Annotated in this window: 16 protein-coding genes and 1 tRNA gene; 4 read left to right on the plus strand and 13 right to left on the minus strand. The window is 34.2% G+C overall.

The window, feature by feature from the left end:
• Positions 1-2: 2 nt before the first annotated feature.
• Positions 3-2,210 carry a S9 family peptidase gene (locus HM990_RS16180; RefSeq protein ID WP_178990380.1) on the minus strand — a complete coding sequence of 736 codons (2,208 nt, stop codon included), beginning with the start codon at positions 2,208-2,210 and terminating at the stop codon, positions 3-5.
• Between the two features lie 151 nt (positions 2,211-2,361).
• Between HM990_RS16180 and HM990_RS16185 the strand changes: the two genes are divergently transcribed.
• From HM990_RS16185 to HM990_RS16195, 3 genes are all read left to right on the plus strand, one after another.
• Entirely contained in the window at positions 2,362-3,678 is a 1,317-nt protein-coding gene (locus tag HM990_RS16185; protein WP_178990382.1) for a hydroxymethylglutaryl-CoA reductase, degradative, read from the plus strand.
• A 99-nt stretch (positions 3,679-3,777) separates the two neighbouring features.
• Positions 3,778-4,683, plus strand: coding sequence for an ADP-ribosylglycohydrolase family protein (locus tag HM990_RS16190; protein WP_178990384.1), 906 nt, complete (start codon positions 3,778-3,780; stop codon positions 4,681-4,683).
• A 53-nt stretch (positions 4,684-4,736) separates the two neighbouring features.
• Complete coding sequence (locus HM990_RS16195) at positions 4,737-5,663, plus strand: GYDIA family GHMP kinase (RefSeq protein WP_178990386.1); 927 nt, start codon at positions 4,737-4,739, stop codon at positions 5,661-5,663.
• A gap of 338 nt (positions 5,664-6,001) precedes the next feature.
• Here the strand turns inward: HM990_RS16195 and HM990_RS16200 are convergent, their stop codons facing one another.
• The 7 genes from HM990_RS16200 to HM990_RS16230 form a co-directional block, all read right to left on the minus strand.
• Positions 6,002-8,149, minus strand: coding sequence for a peptidylprolyl isomerase (locus HM990_RS16200; RefSeq protein ID WP_178990388.1), 2,148 nt, complete (start codon positions 8,147-8,149; stop codon positions 6,002-6,004).
• A gap of 107 nt (positions 8,150-8,256) precedes the next feature.
• Entirely contained in the window at positions 8,257-9,546 is a 1,290-nt protein-coding gene (locus HM990_RS16205; RefSeq protein ID WP_178990390.1) for a hemolysin family protein, read from the minus strand.
• Positions 9,547-9,549: 3 nt separating this feature from the next.
• Positions 9,550-9,744 carry a hypothetical protein gene (locus tag HM990_RS16210; protein ID WP_178990393.1) on the minus strand — a complete coding sequence of 65 codons (195 nt, stop codon included), beginning with the start codon at positions 9,742-9,744 and terminating at the stop codon, positions 9,550-9,552.
• A gap of 37 nt (positions 9,745-9,781) precedes the next feature.
• Entirely contained in the window at positions 9,782-10,348 is a 567-nt protein-coding gene (gene lptC / locus HM990_RS16215; RefSeq protein WP_178990395.1) for an LPS export ABC transporter periplasmic protein LptC, read from the minus strand.
• Positions 10,348-11,748 (minus strand): tetratricopeptide repeat protein, encoded by a 1,401-nt coding sequence (locus tag HM990_RS16220; RefSeq protein ID WP_178990397.1) that lies wholly within the window; start codon positions 11,746-11,748, stop codon positions 10,348-10,350. Before HM990_RS16220 ends, lptC begins: the two co-directional genes overlap by 1 nt.
• A gap of 15 nt (positions 11,749-11,763) precedes the next feature.
• Complete coding sequence (locus tag HM990_RS16225; RefSeq protein WP_178990399.1) at positions 11,764-13,086, minus strand: outer membrane beta-barrel protein; 1,323 nt, start codon at positions 13,084-13,086, stop codon at positions 11,764-11,766.
• Positions 13,086-13,814 carry a type III pantothenate kinase gene (locus HM990_RS16230; protein WP_178990401.1) on the minus strand — a complete coding sequence of 243 codons (729 nt, stop codon included), beginning with the start codon at positions 13,812-13,814 and terminating at the stop codon, positions 13,086-13,088. Before HM990_RS16230 ends, HM990_RS16225 begins: the two co-directional genes overlap by 1 nt.
• 148 nt (positions 13,815-13,962) lie before the next feature.
• Between HM990_RS16230 and HM990_RS16235 the strand changes: the two genes are divergently transcribed.
• Positions 13,963-14,035, plus strand: a tRNA-Phe gene (locus HM990_RS16235).
• Between the two features lie 99 nt (positions 14,036-14,134).
• Here the strand turns inward: HM990_RS16235 and HM990_RS16240 are convergent.
• The 5 genes from HM990_RS16240 to HM990_RS16260 form a co-directional block, all read right to left on the minus strand.
• Entirely contained in the window at positions 14,135-16,102 is a 1,968-nt protein-coding gene (locus HM990_RS16240) for a heavy metal translocating P-type ATPase (RefSeq protein ID WP_178990403.1), read from the minus strand.
• Complete coding sequence (locus tag HM990_RS16245; RefSeq protein WP_178990405.1) at positions 16,103-16,459, minus strand: SpoIIAA family protein; 357 nt, start codon at positions 16,457-16,459, stop codon at positions 16,103-16,105.
• 65 nt (positions 16,460-16,524) lie between these two features.
• The gene (locus HM990_RS16250; RefSeq protein ID WP_178990407.1) at positions 16,525-16,938 is read right to left on the minus strand and encodes a Fur family transcriptional regulator; all 414 of its coding nucleotides are present in this window, start codon (positions 16,936-16,938) and stop codon (positions 16,525-16,527) included.
• Positions 16,935-17,573, minus strand: coding sequence for a cation transporter (locus HM990_RS16255; protein WP_178990409.1), 639 nt, complete (start codon positions 17,571-17,573; stop codon positions 16,935-16,937). Before HM990_RS16255 ends, HM990_RS16250 begins: the two co-directional genes overlap by 4 nt.
• Before the next feature lie 2 nt (positions 17,574-17,575).
• Positions 17,576-18,781, minus strand: a complete 1,206-nt coding sequence (locus tag HM990_RS16260) for an efflux RND transporter periplasmic adaptor subunit (RefSeq protein WP_178990411.1) — start codon at positions 18,779-18,781, stop codon at positions 17,576-17,578.
• Between the last annotated feature and the right edge of the window lie 2 nt (positions 18,782-18,783).

Below are 18,783 nucleotides of genomic sequence, written 5' to 3' on the forward strand. Positions count from 1 at the left end.
TCCTATTCTTCCTTATCACTTGTTTCAAGTTTATCACCTAAAGTTCTGTGGATAAAATCGGTCATCTTTTTATATAAATGTAATCTTGTATTCCCACCATAAATACTGTGGTTTTTATCTGGATATATCATCCACTCAAATTGTTTGTCGGCTTGGATTAAGGCTTCAACCATGCGCATGGTGTTTTGCACATGTACATTATCATCACCTGTTCCGTGGATTAATAGATAATCACCTTTAAGTTTATTGACATGATTGATTGGGGAGTTTTCATCATAACCACTCGGGTTTTCTTGAGGTGTGGTCATGTAGCGTTCAGTATAAATAGTATCATAAAACCTCCAACTCGTTACAGGCGCAACGGCAATAGCCATTTTAAATACATCATTTCCCTTGAACAATACATTACTGCTCATAAAGCCGCCATAGCTCCAGCCCCAAATTCCAATTCGTGATGCATCAATATAATCTCGATTTCCGAGTTGTTTCGCCGCTTCAATTTGGTCTTCCACTTCGTATTTCCCCAATTCATTTTGGGTTACCTTTTTGAAATCTGCGCCTTTAAATCCTGTTCCTCTACCATCTACACAAACCACAATATAATCTTGTTGTGCCAGCATTTGAAACCAATAATCATTGGCGCTATTCCAGCGGTTGGCGACTTGCTGAGAACCTGGACCTGAATATTGGTACATAAAAAGTGGATATTCCCTATTTGGGTCAAAATCTGCTGGTTTTATCATCCACATATTCAAATCGTTGCCATTGACATTTATAGTACTAAACTCTTTTTTAGAGGTGACATAACTCCCCACTTTCTGTGCCAACTGATCATTATCTTTAATAAGCTTAATCACATCACCAGTATTGGCATCATAAAGCGTATATTCTTGAGGCGATGTTGCACTAGAATGTGTGTTTATAAAATAAGTGTAGTCAGCACTAAAAGATGCGCTATTTGTCCCTTCTGTTTCAGTAAGTCTCTTCTTGTTTTTCCCGTTTAATTTAATAGAATAAATAGCTCTATTAATAGAACCATTTTCAGTGGATTGGTAATAAATGGTATTAGATTTTTCATTAAAACCATAGTAACTCGTCACTTCCCAGTTGCCTTTCGTAACTTGATTAATCAATTCTCCATCATTGGAATAATGATAAATATGATTAAAACCGTCCTTTTCACTCGTCCAAATAAAACTATTATCTTTTAGAAACGTTAAGTTATCAGTGACATCGATATAGGCCTTGTCTTTTTCTGCTAAAACATTTTTAGAGGTCATCGATTCGGTATCAATCATCCAAAGGTCTAATTCGTTTTGATGACGATTCATGTATTGTGCACTTAAAACTTCCGCATCGTTAGTCCACTTTATTCTTGGGATGTAGAAATCTTCATAAGCTTTATCAACTTTTAATTCCTTAAGGCTTTTGGAATTTAAATCATACAAGTGCAAAGAAATCTTAGAATTGGCTTCACCAGCTTTAGGATATTTAAATACATGTTGGGTTTGGTATAAATCTGAACCATAAACATCCATTGAAAATTCTGGCACATCAGTTTCATCAAATCTTATAAAAGCGATTTTGTTGCTATCCGTGTTCCAATCGAAAGCCCTTACAAAAGCAAATTCCTCTTCGTAAACCCAATCCGTAATTCCATTGATGATTTTATTTTTTTCACCATCGGTTGTGATTTGTTCAACATTTCCAGATTTTAAATCCTTAACGAATAAATTATTTTCTAATCCGTAAGCTACTTTTGTACCATCTGGTGATAAGGTGGGTTCTTGCACTAAATCATCCGATACTTTGGTCACTTTTTTTGAAGCGATATCATATACATAATATTCGCCCAAAGTGGAACGTCTAAACACTGGTTCCGATTTTGTAGTGAGAATCACTTTTGATTCATCAGCACTAAATGCGTAATCAAGAAAACCTTGAATCTCAGCTATATCAGCTGAAGACACCAAGGTTTTGACTTTTTCCAAGGTTTTATAATCGTAAATATCTATGGTCGAGATTCTCGTTTTCTTATCAAAATTTAAGACTGAATACTGAGTTCCATTATCCATAGAATGCAAGGCTTGCATCCCTTCTGTTCTAAACTGACCACTCCAAATGTCTTGAAGCGTGATTTGTTTTTCTTGGTAAAAAACCATTGAAGTCATTAAAAAGCCAAAAACAGCCACAACCTGTCTAAAATTCATAAATTTTTTGTTTTAATAAAGCAATGCCAAGTTTACTAAAAATTATGCAAAAAATAGTCATTATTAACAGTAAATCGGCATTTACAATCTATATATAAGCACTTTTTATACCAATCCTAGTATCTTTGTTTTTTTTAAAACTAAAACTAATATGCCAAATACCATTACTGGCTTTTCCAAGCTTTCAAAATCCGAAAAGATTGAGTGGCTTTTAGACACGTATTTCACGGATAAAGACAGTGCAAGAAACCTTGTTCAGCGCTATTGGAATTCTGATGAAAAATTGCAGAAGTTACACGATGAATTTATAGAAAATACAATTACCAATTACTATTTGCCATTAGGTGTTGCGCCTAACTTTTTGATTAATGACACTTTTTATACGATTCCAATGGCGATTGAGGAAAGCTCAGTTATTGCGGCTGCCAGTAAAGCCGCTAAATTCTGGTTGGAGCGTGGTGGTTTTAGGGCTGAAGTTTTATCGACTGAAAAAATTGGTCAGGTTCATTTTATATATAAAGGCGATTATGGTAAACTTGAAGCCTTTTTTAACGATGTAAAACCCAAATTAATCAGCGATACTGCTGCCATGACCAAAAGTATGGAGCGCAGAGGCGGTGGGATTTTAAATATTGAATTACGAAACAAAGCCGAAGATTTACCAAATTATTATCAGCTTCACGCGACTTTTGAAACTTTGGATGCGATGGGCGCAAATTTTATCAACTCCTGCTTGGAACAATTTGCAACGACCTTTAAAACCGAAGCTGAAAAGTTTGAACGTTTTAATGCTGAAGAGAAAAACATCTCAATTGTTATGAGTATCCTTTCCAATTACGTCCCACAATGTTTGGTGCGTGCGGAAGTGTCTTGTAAAGTTGAAGAATTAAAAAGTAAGGACATTCCTAATCCCGAAGCGTTTGTAAAGAAATTCAAACAAGCCGTGACTATTGCTGAAGTTGAACCTTATAGAGCCGTAACACATAACAAAGGCATTATGAATGGTATTGACGCGGTTGTATTGGCCACAGGCAATGATTTTAGAGCCGTTGAAGCTGGCGTACATGCTTATGCGGCAAAAGATGGTCAATATTCTAGTTTAACGCATTGTTCTGTTGATAATGGTATTTTTAAATTTTGGATAGAAATTCCATTAGCTTTAGGAACCGTCGGTGGTCTAACCAACTTACATCCTTTGGTAAAATTTTCTTTGGAAATGTTACAAAAACCAACAGCCAAAGATTTAATGAAAATTGTAGCGGTTGCAGGATTAGCTCAAAATTTTGGCGCCGTAAAATCGTTAACGACAACAGGAATTCAGGAAGGCCACATGAAAATGCACTTGATGAATATATTGAATCAATTTGAAGCTACTGAGGACGAAAAAGTAAAACTTATCGAACATTTTAAGACAAATGTTGTTACTCATAGTGCGGTTGTTGAGGAGATAGGAAAATTAAGAGCATAGTTAAACTCAATATTTTAAATAACAAATTCCAAAGGCTAACTCGAACGGAGAATGCTCTCGCAGAGTTGCAAAAGACGCAAAGGTTTGTTGATATAAAAAATGAATAAAAGCAAAAGATTTGAAGGATGTGTAATTGGTGGAGCAATTGGAGATGCTTGGGGAAGTGGTTTTGAAAATAAATCTAAACAAGAAGATGACACGTTCTACTTATTTGGAAGTTCAGATATAAAAACAACAACATGGGGAATTACAGATGACACTCAATTAACACTTGCTACTATTGAGGCAATGACTTTAAATAAGGCTTTGAAACCTGAACCAATAGCTAATCAATTCTTAAAGTATTATAGGCATAGAAAATTAAAAGGAATAGGATCAAGTACACTAAAGGCAATTCAAGAACTCGATTTTGGTGGTCATTGGAGTCAAACAGGAAGACGTGGAGAATTTGCAGCTGGAAATGGTGCAGCAATGCGAATAGCGCCTCTTGCTTTTAGAAGCAAAATAACTAATTCCGAAATTAGAGATATTTGCATTATGACCCATAATAATGATGAAGCCTATATTGGAGCCCTAAGCGTCATAATTGCTTTAAGAGAAATTTTATATAAAAACTGGAATGGTAAAACAAATCTAATTGATAAAGTAATCGGTCAAATTCCAGATACAAGAGTTAGAGATAGATTAATCAAAATTAAAAACATAGAAAGTCTCGAAGAAATTGGTGAAATAGGAAATGATGGTTACGTTGTTAATTCTGTTCCATTAGCTATAGCAGCTGCAAATAGAATAAAAGACCTTGGAATTGAAGAAATGTTTTCTAAACTCATTGAAATTGGTGGAGATACTGACACTAATTGTTCTATAGCGGGACAAATTGCTGGAACATTTATTGGTATAGACGAGATTCCGGAACATCTATTAAATAAGCTCAAACAACTAAATGATTTTGATTGGATACAAAACACAATAAATAATTTTAGAAAAACAGAAAATTGGACATAATCTACTATCCTTTTTTTAATAGAATTATAAAAGTATAATCTAAATACTGAATTTTGAACAACAATCCAAGAACATACCGAAGCAACGGAAAACTACTACTCACTGCAGAGTATGCCGTTTTAGATGGCGCAAAGGCATTGGCGATTCCAACAAAATATGGACAAAGCTTGACTGTTGAAGCGAATGATACTAATAATATTTATTGGCAGAGTTACAATGAATTGGGCAAGGTGTGGTTTGAATGCACACTTCCATTTGATGAGATTGCCACGACTGACAGAAAAAGTCAGTCTCGCAATGATATAAAAGAGCGGCTTATTGAAATATTACAAGCTGCAAAAAGTTTAAATCCTGATTTTTTAAGCTCAAATCAAGGTTTTAATATTATCACACATCAAGATTTTAATCGGCTTTGGGGTTTAGGCACTTCCTCTACTTTAATCAATAATGTAGCCAATTGGGCCAGTGTTGATGCTTATCAACTATTGGAACAAACATTTGGAGGTAGTGGTTATGATATTGCTTGCGCGCAAAATGATAACCCGATTTTATTTCAACTTCAACAGCATCAAAAACCAATGGTGGAAACGGTAAATTTTCAACCTGAATTTAAACAACATTTATATTTTGTATATCTCAACCAGAAACAAAATAGTCGCGATGGGATTTCTAGTTATAAGAAGCTTGGTAAAATCACTTCGGACAGCATTGAGCAAATTAACAGTATAACGGACACTATGATTGCTTGTAAATCCCTTTCAGAATTTGAAAGTTTGATCGATACTCATGAAACTATTATTTCAAAACTTATTCAGCAAGTACCGATTAAAACCCGCTTATTTTCGGATTTCAATGGCGCTGTAAAAAGTTTGGGAGCTTGGGGAGGCGATTTTGTTTTGGTGGCTTCTGAGGATAATCCGACTTCTTATTTTAATGCCAAAGGATTTGACGTTGTTATTCCTTATGAGAATATGGTTTAAAATTACTGTCAAAAACTTTTAAATTCGTCTAAATTACCTAACAAGTTTTGGAAACATCTATTTTCGGAATTAATCTCATGTTTAATGAAAAAACACCCCTAAAGTCCCCTCAAGGGGACAATCCACTCAGTTGAATTGGACAATTGTCCCCTTAAGGGGACTTTAGGGGAGTAAACAAATTAATAATAAAATCACGAAGTTATTTGATAGTTCTGGGAAGTTTGAAACTTCATAGAGCATGAGATGCTGAAACCACAATTCAGCATAAAAAAAATGGCTTCACTCCCGATATTAATCGGGACTGCAAAGCCATTTCAAATCTATTTATTTAAATTCGGTTAGTAAACCGTTTTTGCTCTATTATCTTCTATTTCTGCCGCCTTTTCCAAAGCTGTGAATACTTTGCTCTGAACTGCATTTCTACGTTCAGAATTTAATCTGTTCATAATAGAGGTATAATTGTCTAATTCCGTTGCCTCGTTAATCTTAGTTACTTCCACAACATAAACACCTTTTTCACCATCAATTGGCTTAGATGTTTCTCCTTCTTCCAAGCCAAATGCCGCACCTACAACTTTAGGCTCTACACCAGCGCCTGACAAGGTTGTATTGCTAAGCGTAACTGCTGCTGCGTTTCTGGCACTCTGACCTTGGTTTTTAGCAATGTCAGCCACAGTTGTTGCAGTGATCTTTTCACGAATCATCTTCGCTTTCTTCTCTTTTCTTATTTCTGGTAATGCTGTAATGGAAGCGTCTTCCGTACTCATCATTCCCTTTTCTCTTTTATCTACGACCTTAGCGACGATAAATCCAAAATTAGAAATTGGAAAATTCTTAAAATCACCTACTTCAGTATCGTCTTCAAAAGCCCAACGTACCACATTTCTTTGGCTTCCTAAACCTGGAATATTTTCATCCAATTCTTTAAACGTTATCGGCTTAACCGTTAAATCACGTTCTTTTGCCAATTCATTAAAATCACCATCTTTTGCAGCAATTTCGAATTTGGACATTTTATTAAACACTTCTTGTAACGTTTCGTCTGAAGGTTCAATTTCATCAGCTAAAGTTGCCAGTTTCACCGTTTGGTTAAAACTCGTTTGATCTAATATTTCAATAATATGGTATCCAAAAGAAGTTTGTACCACATCAATATCACCAACTTCATTTTCAAAAGCATAGGCTTTAAATTCTGGTGCCATTCCTGCTTTGTAATCAAACTCTATTTCACCATCTTTTTCATTACTGACTTTATCAGAAGATAAATCCAATAAATCCAAAAATTTAGTGCCGCTATTAATTTTAGCTAAAATACTATCTGCTGTTTTCTTTGCTTCTTCTGGCGTCTTGGTTACTGAAGGATCTGCTCGTTGACCTCCAACATTTGGAATTAAGATGTGACGTACTTTTACTGAATCTGGCATTTGCTTTTTAGCAACTACTTTAGATAATTTATAGTATTCTCCATCTTTATATGGTCCGTAATAATCGCCAACGTTCAATTTAAGTAGCGTATCTTTTACTGTAGCAGGTAATTCAGCTGCTCTTAAATATGAATCGCTGTATTTAATATCTGAATTTGAATTTACAAATTCTTCCATATCAGTAGCAGAATCAAATCCAGGAATGGTTTCTGTATTCTTGCTGCTCTCGTTATATTCTTGTTTATCTGATTTTAAAGCCATTAAATCCGCTTTAATTTTCTCTTCATCTGCCTTAGATGCTTCCTCCTTAAACTCAACGTAAACCACTTCTGTCGTTGCCTCAGTTTTATAAGTGTCTTTATGTTTGTCCATATAGGCCTTAATATCGCTTTTTGAAACTTCAACTAAACTATCTGCGATTGTTGTATAAGGTATTTGCACATAACGAATATCAACGGTTTTTGCATCAGCTAAATATTCATCTTCAGCTTCTGCGATGGTTGTGCCAACACCAGCTTTGATCATATTGTAATAAGTTTGCTGAACGGCATTGGCTGCTATGGCCTGCTCGTTGTTTGTCCAACTATCATAGTTAACCATAAAATTGCCCAATGGTGCAGCTTCGCCATTTAGGTCTTTAAGATTGGCGATAAAGGCATTTAAACGGTTAACATCAAAATTTCCATTTTCATCTTGAAATTCAGGATAAGAAGAAAAGCTATTCTTCAATAAATCTCTCATTTCATCCTTTTCAACAGACAAACCCAATTCATCAGTTTCAGTTTGTAAAACAATTTTACGTAACTCTTGATTGTAAATCGCATTCATCGATTGTGTTGACGTTTGTCTTCCACCAGATCTATCTTGATAGTTTTTTACTTTTTGTTGAAACTCATTACGGTTGATATCTTCGCCATTAATTGTAGCAACCACATCTTGTGAACCACCTGAAAATGCCGTAGAATTTTTGAATAAATCACCGATTACAAAGGCAAATAACGCCATCGCAATTACAAAGATTAATATCAATGAGCGTTGTCTAATTTTATTTAAAACTGCCATAGTCTTTATTGTATTGTATAATTTTCATTTAAATAAGTCTGCGAAAATAGTATTTTCTAGCTAATAATAAAAGGAGAAGTGTAGTTTTTATAAGTGTTAGTGAAGTATCAATCTACTTCAAGGATTTTTAAGATCACCTCATCAATTTTTGTCGAAGATACTTCGGTAACCGTAAACTTGAAATTATCGATTAATACATCATCTTTTTCCTCAGGAATTCCTTCTGTGGCGTGCACAATTAAACCTCCTAATGTTTCATAATTTTCTCCTTTAGGAAGGTTCAGTTTATAGGTTTCGTTGATATAATTGACTTCCAAGCGTGCTGAAAACTTATAAGTATTATCATTGATTTGTTCTTCAATCATCTCAACCGTATCGTGTTCATCTTCAATTTCCCCAAATAATTCTTCGATGATATCTTCAACGGTCATAATTCCAGAGGTTCCTCCATATTCGTCTATAACCACTGCCATACTGCGACGTTTTTTGGTCAAAATATTAAGAACATCCTTTATCAAAATCGTTTCTGGCACAAATCCTACCCTGATTATGATCGATTTGATTGTTTTTGGTTTTTTGAATAGTTCGAAAGAATGCACATAGCCTAAAATATCATCAATGTTATCTTTATAAACAATAATTTTAGTACGCCCAGAATCTATAAAAAGCTGTCTTAAATTTTCAATACTATCTGAAATCTCTACCGCAGTTATCTCAGTTCTTGGTACCATAACTTCACGTGCTTTTACTTCTGAAAAATCCAAAGCATTCTGAAATATTTGAATTTCACTATCCATATCATCATGGTCATCCACCGATTCCATTTGTTCTGTAATGTAATTTCCCAGTTCCACTTTGGTCATTGCTAAAACAACGTCCTCGCCTTCTGCTCTAAAGATGTATTTTAAAACCGCATCTGAAATCCAAATGATAAAATCTGAAATCCAAAAAAATAGCAGGTAGAAAATATAGGTTGGCAATGCTAAAATCTTCAGCAAGGTATTGGCATAAATTTGAAAAAATACTTTTGGTAAAAATTCTGCTGTAATTAAAATAACCAAGGTAGAAATTACCGTTTGGGTTAACAGTTGTAAATCTGTAAACAAATAGGTTAAAGTTGTACTATCTGAAGGTAACATAGACTGAAACCAGCGTATCAAAACCTCACCCATTTTAAAACCATAGATAACCAAAGCGATATTGTTACCTATAAGCATGGTAGCAATATATTTGGAAGGCTTTGCTGTTAATTTGCCCAAGATGTTTCCTAAGAAATCACCTTGTTTCTTTTCAATCTCTATATGGATTTTGTTGGAAGACACATAAGCGATTTCCATTCCAGAAAAAAAAGCTGAAAGTATAAGTGTTGTAATTATAATGACTAAGTCAGCAGTCATAAATTAACTGTTCTTGTTATGGTCGTCAAACTTTCTACCGAAGCGTCTTCTAAAGAAAAACATAAATACTGCCAAAGCCGAAAGTCCTAGGGATATGTAAGCACCTGTTCTATCCTCGGACCATTTCGTAATGGCATCGTATAAAAACAGCACTGCAAAAACTATATATGCGTATTGAAAAATCTTCTGTATTTTCATCTTCAAGTTTAATAAAATGGTTGTTGGGCAAAGATAACTAATTATCGAGTTCAAACTGGCCTCCCATTTCCAACATTTGAAAGTTCTTGAATTCTTTATCCGAGTCAAAGCCAATACCATGTAAAGGTCCCACGGCGCGCTTAAACAACCAAGGTTCGTTTGTAAATGCCCATTCCAATTTTTGATTGTAATACAGTTGCTCCGTAAATAAGGTGTCTTTTTCGTGTGTTGCAATTTTCACATTACCACGCAAATCAATAATATTGGTTTCGTTATAAACAATGGCGTAATCGGAAGTTATGGTGGTTTTATTTTTGTTGGCGTCATAAATCTTGAGCTCAATACCTTCTGGAAATTCGTTAAATGCAAAATTCCTGTTAGAATAATCCAACATTTTAGGACTGAGAAGATTGGCAATTAACCTTACCGTATCTTCCTTAAACTCCGTATATTTTAAATCAATATCTTTAGCTTCACCAATTGGTTGATTTTGTAATACACCTACTTTCTGCACCTCATCAAAATCATTTTTACAAGAAAAAAACAAAGTCACAACAATTGCTGTGACTAAGTTTCTTATAATATGTAAATTATGTTTTATCATTAACCTTTTGGGACGGTTATTGAACGTCCAATCCAACAACCTATTGAGATCGTTTCGCCTGCATTTGCTGCACTAAAAATTTCCGCTTTAGAAGGCGCGCTAGCTCTATAACTCGCTGCTGTTTTCGCCGCTGTAGATTTCAATCTTCCATCAACTCGTCCTGCTTTTTCTGCTTCATTAGCTGCTAACCAGAATACTGCTCTTTTATTAAAGTTAGTATCACCACAGTTATTTGCACTTTTGGCGTACATAGCTGCAATTCTTAAATATGGACCTCCATTAGAGGGGTTCAACTTTAATGCTTCCATATATTGTTGTCTTGCTTTACCATAGTTCCCTCTTTTATAGTTTTTCTCAGCTACTCGCATTACAAGTTTCCATTTTTTAAGCGGATCTGTTTCCAATTCAAAAGACTGGTTATAGTATTTATCCGCTTCAGCTGTTTTTCCTTGCTTTTCTTTTAAGACTCCTAAATAAAAAGCTGTTTTAGCATCTGGTTTTACTCTATTCTTTTGTTCTACTAATTTTTCAAACATAGGGTCATCAGTACATTCCTTTTCGCCCATTTTGTTCATGGCACGTTGTAACCAAAGGGCATCTTGCTTATTCTCTTCGTAATCTTTTTGATATAAAGGAATCAATACCTCACAGTTAGCTCTATCACCTAACTTTTTGTCCATACTTCCCAATATCTGATTTTCGAAAGCCTCAATATTTGACTCATAACTCCCTTTATACCTTTCTTCTTTCTTAGTTAATGTTTGTCCCGCTTCTTCTTTTTCCGCATATTTATTCAGATTTGTTGTATAACCTGCAATTAAATCTTCTATAATTGCGCTAACATCATCGTATTTATCAAACATTTTCTGAGTTTCATCAGGTGACTTAGATCCTGCGTCATACAAATCTACTGCTAATGAAAAATAAGTATATAAGCCTTTGGCGCTTGTAAAGTTCTTAGCATCCTTCTTGTAAGCTTCATCAAACATATCATAGACTTGTTTATCAGACATATTGAGCTCCGTTCTATACTTGTAAGCTAAATTCGCTTTGTCCGCTAAAACCTCTCCTAGATCGTATTTAGACTCAAAATACTGTCTACTTTGATCATGTAACAACATTAAGTCCTTAATGTATGCTACCTGCTCTGCTCCTGTTGAATTTTCTATCTTATGTGTTAATATTTTCTCTCCATAAGCATAGATCGCTCTGTTGAACTTAGGGCACTTTTCCCTTACAATTTTCCATGGCTCATAAGCATCATCATATTTCTTGCTCTTTACATAACTATCGAACATAGATAGATTATTCATGCATTCTTCCTGACTATCGTCTTGAGCAAAACCTGTGCTTACACTCATTAAAAGAGCCACAAAAAGGGCAGTAATTCTCGTCTTCATCTTTTATTAATTTTGTTAGTTATACTTCTTTTGTTGAAACCATCTAGAGTTCAAAGATAAACTTACATTGAAGTTTACAAAATTCTCTTGAATTAAATTTTGATTCGTTGTGCCTCTTCTTCCTAATTCTAAGCCTAAATTGGCATTAGAAAATAAATTTCGGTTTCCTACTGGTAAACCTAATCCAAAAGATATGCCAAACTCTTTAATCGATTCATTTTTTACAACTAAACCTGTATTTCCAAAGTTAAAACCAGCCCTGTAAACAACTCGTTTATAGTAACCTGAGAAGGCATTATAGTTTGGAATATAAAATCCACCTATAGACACTTGGGATGAATTTTCGAAGGTAGAATTATCATTGGGAAATACTGGATTAGAAAAATCACTGGTATTTTGAAAGGTATATTCTGCTCCTACAAACCAAGATCTAGGCGCTCCAATTCCAGCACCAAGCGATAATCTTGAAGGTAATGTGAGATCGGTTTGCTCAAGATTTTCATCAGCCAAAACAGCATCAATTGTTTGGAAAATGTTTGAAATCTCTAACGTAGATGAATTTAAAGAAACGGTAGAAAAAGTTCTAACATTATCCGAACTAAGCTTACTTCCCGGTGCATAAGTCGCTGTTACAGATAGTTCAAACTTATCGTTAATCATGGTTTTATACGCGACTCCGAAATTTAAATTTAAACCACTTAGATCAGATCTATTAAACTCTCTTGTTTGATATTGTACAACATTACCTTCAGGAGTGTATTCTATTTCGAGTGCTGTATTTTGAATATTCCCAAAGTTATAGTTAAAGTCCAAGCCAACACTCCATTCGTCATTAATTTGATAACCTAGACCTGCAAAAACTCGGTTTACACCGCCTTCACCTGTATATCGGTTCGTTAAAACGTTGTCCGCATCAATATCATTAAGCCTATAACCCACAGAAGTGTAAGGCAATACTCCAAAACCAAACCCAAATTTACCTACTGGTATTGATATGGCGATATAATCAAAAATGGTACTATTGGTTTCAGCCTCACCTGAATTGCTTTTTAAGGTTGCGTCAGACATGGTTCCTGCAACAGCAAATTTTACTGGTCTACTTTCGCCTTCAAAGCCAAAAGACTCCAAGTTTTTACCAGCATAAGCAGCGGGATTCTTTAAATTAACATGAATACTATCTAAGTAAACACCAATACCTCCCATGCTACGATTTTCTACAGTACCTTTAAATTTTAGACTTCCAATACCATAAAATGAATATGGTGAACCAGTTCCTTGTTGTGCAAAAGCAACGGAACCTATAATTGTAATACAAATTACAATGAATTTTTTTATCATTATTTTGAATTATATTCTAGAATAAAATTCAAACCCTCCAATAGAAAATTTGAATTCGCAAATATGGTATTTTTTAATTGGTTTGACAAAAAATTGGTGTCTCCACCTGTTAAAATAACTGTTAAATCTATGTAATCCTCAAGATATTGACCAATAACTCCATCAATTTCTTTAACGACACCATTGACAACACCTGAATGAATGGATTCTTCTGTAGAATCGCCAATAATACATCTAGGCTTCTTCGTCTCTAATAACGGAAGATTTGCGGTTAAATTATTTAAAGATTTATAGCGCAACCTAATGCCTGGAGAAATCGCACCTCCAAGATAATGATTCCCTGAAGTAATAAAATCATAAGTTATACAGGTTCCTGCATCTATAATCAAAACATTTTTATCTGAAAACTGTTGAACGGAAGCACTTACCAAAGCCATTCGATCTACTCCTAGCGTTTTTGGAGTTGTATAACGATTCTGAAAAGGCAATTTTGTATTTGAATTTAATTCAATAACCTTTAGATCAGAAGCTATAAATCCGACCTGTTCCTTAGATAAGTGCCCAACTGAAGAAATTATGGCATTCTTTAAATTGGGAAAATCGTTTTTAAGTGTTCTGAATTGATTTTGAAACTCAACAAGTTTAAAACTGACCTTATAAATTAATTTTGTGTCATCAAAAACAGCAAACTTAACGTACGTATTTCCCACATCTACAATAAGATTCATATGTATTCTAATCTTTCATTTGGAATTACAAATTTATAAAATCAAATTTTAGCAATTTCTTTTTGCGAATATTAAAAATGCAACTATATTTGCATCCGCCTTTGCAACGATGTTGCTTCGGTGGAAAAATCCGCTATAAACGGCGACTGGTGCCTTAGCTCAGTTGGTAGAGCAAAGGACTGAAAATCCTTGTGTCCCTGGTTCGATTCCTGGAGGCACCACTTTTAAACCCTGTAAGACGTTGTTTTATAGGGTTTTTTGGTTGTTAGGGGACAACATTAGGGGCAACGTGGTTACAAAATATGATACCCATAGACACTTTATTTTTTATCCCAACGCATCCTTTGTAATCTTACAGCATTCAATATTGCTAAAAGTGCAACACCAACATCTGCAAAAACAGCTTCCCACATTGTGGCTAAACCACCTGCTCCTAAAATCAAGACAATAACTTTAACACCAAATGCTAAAATGATATTCTGCCAAACAATTTTTCTTGTGGAACGACTTATTTTAATGGCTCTAACTACTTTTGAAGGTTGGTCTGTTTGAATGATGACATCTGCGGTTTCTATGGCGACATCACTCCCTAAACCGCCCATTGCAATACCTACATTACTTGCTGCCAATACAGGTGCGTCATTAATACCATCACCAATAAAAGCCACTTTGTTTTCAGGATTCTTCTTTAAATTTTCGACTTCGTTTAATTTATCTTCTGGTAATAATCCACCTTTAGCATTTTTAATATTTAACTCTTTGGCGACTTGTTGAGTAATGGAATCTTTGTCACCGGAAAGCATCATAATATTGTTGATTCCTACTTTTTGTAAATTGACAATTGTTTGTTTGGCATCTTCTTTTAATTCGTCTGCTATTACCACATAACCAGCAAACTTGTTATCTATTGCAACCAATACAATAGATTCCACAATACTTTCTGTTTCATTTGGTACCTCAATATTATTTGCAAGCATTAAGGCTTTATTTCCTACTAAAACTATTTTACCATTCACAATGCCTTTTAATCCTTTACCTGCAATTTCAGAAACCTCTTGAGCTTCAAAATCTTCTCCTTCTGATTTATACTCTAAAATTGCTTTAGCAATTGGATGCGTGGATTGTTCTTCCATCGCCATTAAATATTGCATAAATTGGGTTTCTTTCCAACCAATTGCTTTTACTTCTTTGATTTTGAAAACACCTTTAGTAACCGTGCCTGTTTTATCCATCACCAATGTATTTATCTTGGTCATTGCATCTAAAAATGAAGCACCTTTAAACAATATTCCATTTTTTGATGCTGCCCCCAAACCACCGAAATAACCCAATGGAATAGAAATTACCAATGCACAAGGACAAGATATTACCAAGAAAATTAAGGCTCTGTACAACCAATCTCTAAACGCATAATCATCTACAAAAAAGTAAGGAATGAATGTTACGCCTATCGCTAAAAACACTACTATTGGTGTATAGATACGAGCGAACTGTCTGATAAATAATTCTGTTTTAGATTTGCGTGCTGTAGCATTTTGAACCAAATCTAATATTCTGGCAATAGAACTATCTTCAAACTTGTTGGTTACTTCAACTTCAATAACACTTTCTAAATTAATACTACCTGCGTAAACTTTTGCTTTTTTCAGAATGGAATCAGGTTTACTCTCGCCTGTTAAAGCTGCGGTATTTAATGATGCTTTTTCAGATAATAAAACACCATCCAATGGAATCTTTTCACCAACACGAATTTGAATTTTCTCTCCAATGTTTACATCTTCTGGCGAAACACTTTTATAATCACCATCACGAAGTACATTGGCTTCTTTTGGTCTAACATCTAATAATGCTTTTATATTACCTTTTGCTCTGTTGACTGCTGCGTTTTGAAATAATTCCCCTACTGCATAGAATAGCATTACAGCAACACCTTCTGGATATTCACCAATGATAAATGCACCAATTGTAGCAATAGACATTAAAAAGAATTCTGTAAAGAAATCGCCTTTTTTAATACTTTCCCAACCTTCTTTAACTACAGGGAAACCAACAGGAATATAGGCCACTACATACCAAAGAATACGAATCCAGCCAGAAAAATGAGGAAATGCTTCAAAATAATCTACAGCAATACCTACTATTAACATTACAAAACTGAAAATAGCTGGTAAATAGGTTTTTAAATTTGAAACACTTTTAGGATTGTTATGATTATGACCATTATCGTGACTATGTTGTTTCTCCGAATTTGGTTTTAAATCTCTTAAATTAACTTTCTTTTTTTTCATCTATTGTAAAATCCAATTTTTAGCCAATTCTTTATCTTTTAAATCAAAATACTTTACCTCTGAACTTGTAAAAAAGTCAGTAACTTTTGCTGCAAATTCCTGCCATTTTTTTTCACCAACAAAAGCCATCTTCCCATAATCGGAAATGTGTGCGCTATCTACCTTTATATCTTCCCAAAACCCTTTTAAGGTATAACCTGTAAAATCTTCCATTTCAAAATAGAAATCTACCTTTTTACTTTGCTCGATAATATTATGGATAAGTGGATGTATCTTTTCCACATCACTCTTTGATATGTTACCGCTAATTTTTGCTGATATTAAATTGTCTTTGTCTGTATTGATTAATTGTATCATTATTTATATAGTTTAAATTATTGAATCTAAAATACTGATAAATAAAGTGCAATGGAAGTGCATTTTTAACTACTACACTTATCACAAATACCTTTTATAACCAAGTTGACGTTTTCAGACACAAAACCATCTGGTACTTTTATTTGAGGGATTTTATGTTCTGTTAAGCAAACGGTTGCATTGCAATTATTACAATGGAAATGTAAGTGTAAATCTGTTTTTATATCACAACTACAACCTTGTTCACACAATGCATATTTGGTAATTCCTGTGCCATCATCTATTTGATGAACTATTCCTTTATCTTCAAATGTTTTTACGGTTCTGTATAAAGTAGTTCTGTCTGCTTTTGCAAACGCATTTTCTATGTCACTTAAAGTAACAGCGACCTCTTTTTCTGCAAGAAACTTATAAATTAACATACGCATTGCTGTAATACGAATTTGTTTTGACTCTAATACCTGTTCTACTTCTTTCATTTTTCAGCCTCATTAATATTAATATTTCTCGCTTTACTTAATGCTTCCCATCCTTCTTTTAGAGCATAAGGAACAATAAGAAGTGCTGCAATAGGGTCTGCCATCCACCAACCGAACTGATTGACCAAAAGCAAACCTATAAGTACAACAACGGTTTGGTAAAGACAAATAAATGTATCTTTGGCGTCTGCCAACATTGCGGGACTATCAAGTTTTTTACCGTATTTTCTTTTGAAATAAATAAGAATAGGGTTTACCACCAATGAAACCAATAAAATAATTAATCCCATAGTGCTCCAGTTGGCAGTTTCTTGATTTATAAGTTTTGTAAAAGAATCATAGGTAATAAAAATACAGACTAATGTAAAAGATGCTGCAATGACGTAGAGTGTAATTTTCTTTCGTTTTTTTACTTTTTCTTTATCAATACCTTTTAACTCCCCGTGTAATCGCCAACCTAAAGTTGCTGCGCTTATCACCTCGATAGTGCTGTCCAATCCCCAACCTATCAAAGCTGAACTGTTTGAAGCAAATCCTGCAATAAGAGATACAACTACTTCAATAACATCATAAATGACATTCCATATTTGAAGTGTTCTTGCCTTTTTTAAATCTTGTTGTCTTGTTGCATCCATAATTAATGTGCGTGTTCTGCTTCTCCTTTTTTCATTTCTGCGTTAAGGTAATAAGCATTGTTATAAGCAAACTGTGTATTACTGTCTATGTTATCAGTAAATTGAATTGACACCCAATCACCATCTTTAGTACCTATAACAACTTCGATAGGTTTAAAACTCCAATCGTCATTTTCTTTTTCTACTGCAAACACATAATATCTATCACCTTCTTTTATAACTGCACTTTCTGGTAAGGCTTTTGCTTGGTTATTATCTACTTGAATTTTACCTTGAATATACATTCCAGGAATTAAGTTACCTTTTTTGTTTTCTATTTCTGCGTGAACGTGAACTGCTTTTGGATTATCCTCAAAGGTTTTACTTACGGAATAGATTTCTGCGGTAAGCTCTGTATCTGGTATAGATTGTACTGTAAAGTTAACTTTTTGACCTTTTTTTATTTTATAGACATCTTTTTCAAAAACCATTAAATCTGCGTGAACGTGATGCGTATTTACAATATCAAATAATTCGGTTTGTGGTTCTACATATTGACCTGTTTTTACTTCAACTTTTTGCACAAAGCCTTCTATTGGACTTCGCAATGCTATGCGCTGTGCAATTGTTCCATTGCGAACTGATGTAGTGTTAACGTTGAGTATTCTTAATTGCGCTTCTAAACCATTAACCATAGCTTTTGATGCATCATACTCTGCTTCCGCCTTTTGAAAATTAGCACCAGAACCAACACCTGCTTCATACAATTTTTGTTGACGTTCGTAATTCTTTTTCAAAAAATTACTGTTACTATAAGCGTTTAAATAATCCGTTTGTAATTTTATAATATTTGGGTGCGATAGATACGCTACTACTTGACCTTTATTTACTTTATCACCTTCAATCACTTCAATTGAAACGACATTAGCACCAACAACAGTAGTGATGGCAGCTTCATTTTGTGGCGGTACTTCTAACGTTCCGTTAGCTTCTACATAACCGCTCATATTACGTAATGCCAACGTATCTATTTTCATTTTTAAAGCATCGAATTGCTGTTGTGATAGCATTACTTCTTCGCTTTCATTATGTTCTTCATTAACTTCTGTTTTTTCTTCCTCATCGTGGGAATGACCATCATTCTCGTTATGATTTTCTTTATTTCCGCAAGCTGAAACAAAAATGGTTAACACCATTACGGTAAGAATTTTATATATTTTATTTTTCATTG

Source organism: Winogradskyella schleiferi (assembly GCF_013394655.1).
GTDB lineage: Bacteria > Bacteroidota > Bacteroidia > Flavobacteriales > Flavobacteriaceae > Winogradskyella > Winogradskyella schleiferi.

Coding starts and splice junctions, on each gene's coding strand:
- HM990_RS16180 (WP_178990380.1), bottom strand. CDS start 2,210: ATGAATTTTAGACAGGTTGTGGCTGTTTTTGGCTTTTTAATGACTTCA.
- HM990_RS16185 (WP_178990382.1), top strand. CDS start 2,362: ATGCCAAATACCATTACTGGCTTTTCCAAGCTTTCAAAATCCGAAAAG.
- HM990_RS16190 (WP_178990384.1), top strand. CDS start 3,778: ATGAATAAAAGCAAAAGATTTGAAGGATGTGTAATTGGTGGAGCAATT.
- HM990_RS16200 (WP_178990388.1), bottom strand. CDS start 8,149: ATGGCAGTTTTAAATAAAATTAGACAACGCTCATTGATATTAATCTTT.
- HM990_RS16205 (WP_178990390.1), bottom strand. CDS start 9,546: ATGACTGCTGACTTAGTCATTATAATTACAACACTTATACTTTCAGCT.
- HM990_RS16210 (WP_178990393.1), bottom strand. CDS start 9,744: ATGAAAATACAGAAGATTTTTCAATACGCATATATAGTTTTTGCAGTG.
- lptC (WP_178990395.1), bottom strand. CDS start 10,348: ATGATAAAACATAATTTACATATTATAAGAAACTTAGTCACAGCAATT.
- HM990_RS16220 (WP_178990397.1), bottom strand. CDS start 11,748: ATGAAGACGAGAATTACTGCCCTTTTTGTGGCTCTTTTAATGAGTGTA.
- HM990_RS16225 (WP_178990399.1), bottom strand. CDS start 13,086: ATGATAAAAAAATTCATTGTAATTTGTATTACAATTATAGGTTCCGTT.
- HM990_RS16230 (WP_178990401.1), bottom strand. CDS start 13,814: ATGAATCTTATTGTAGATGTGGGAAATACGTACGTTAAGTTTGCTGTT.
- HM990_RS16240 (WP_178990403.1), bottom strand. CDS start 16,102: ATGAAAAAAAAGAAAGTTAATTTAAGAGATTTAAAACCAAATTCGGAG.
- HM990_RS16245 (WP_178990405.1), bottom strand. CDS start 16,459: ATGATACAATTAATCAATACAGACAAAGACAATTTAATATCAGCAAAA.
- HM990_RS16250 (WP_178990407.1), bottom strand. CDS start 16,938: ATGAAAGAAGTAGAACAGGTATTAGAGTCAAAACAAATTCGTATTACA.
- HM990_RS16255 (WP_178990409.1), bottom strand. CDS start 17,573: ATGGATGCAACAAGACAACAAGATTTAAAAAAGGCAAGAACACTTCAA.
- HM990_RS16260 (WP_178990411.1), bottom strand. CDS start 18,781: ATGAAAAATAAAATATATAAAATTCTTACCGTAATGGTGTTAACCATT.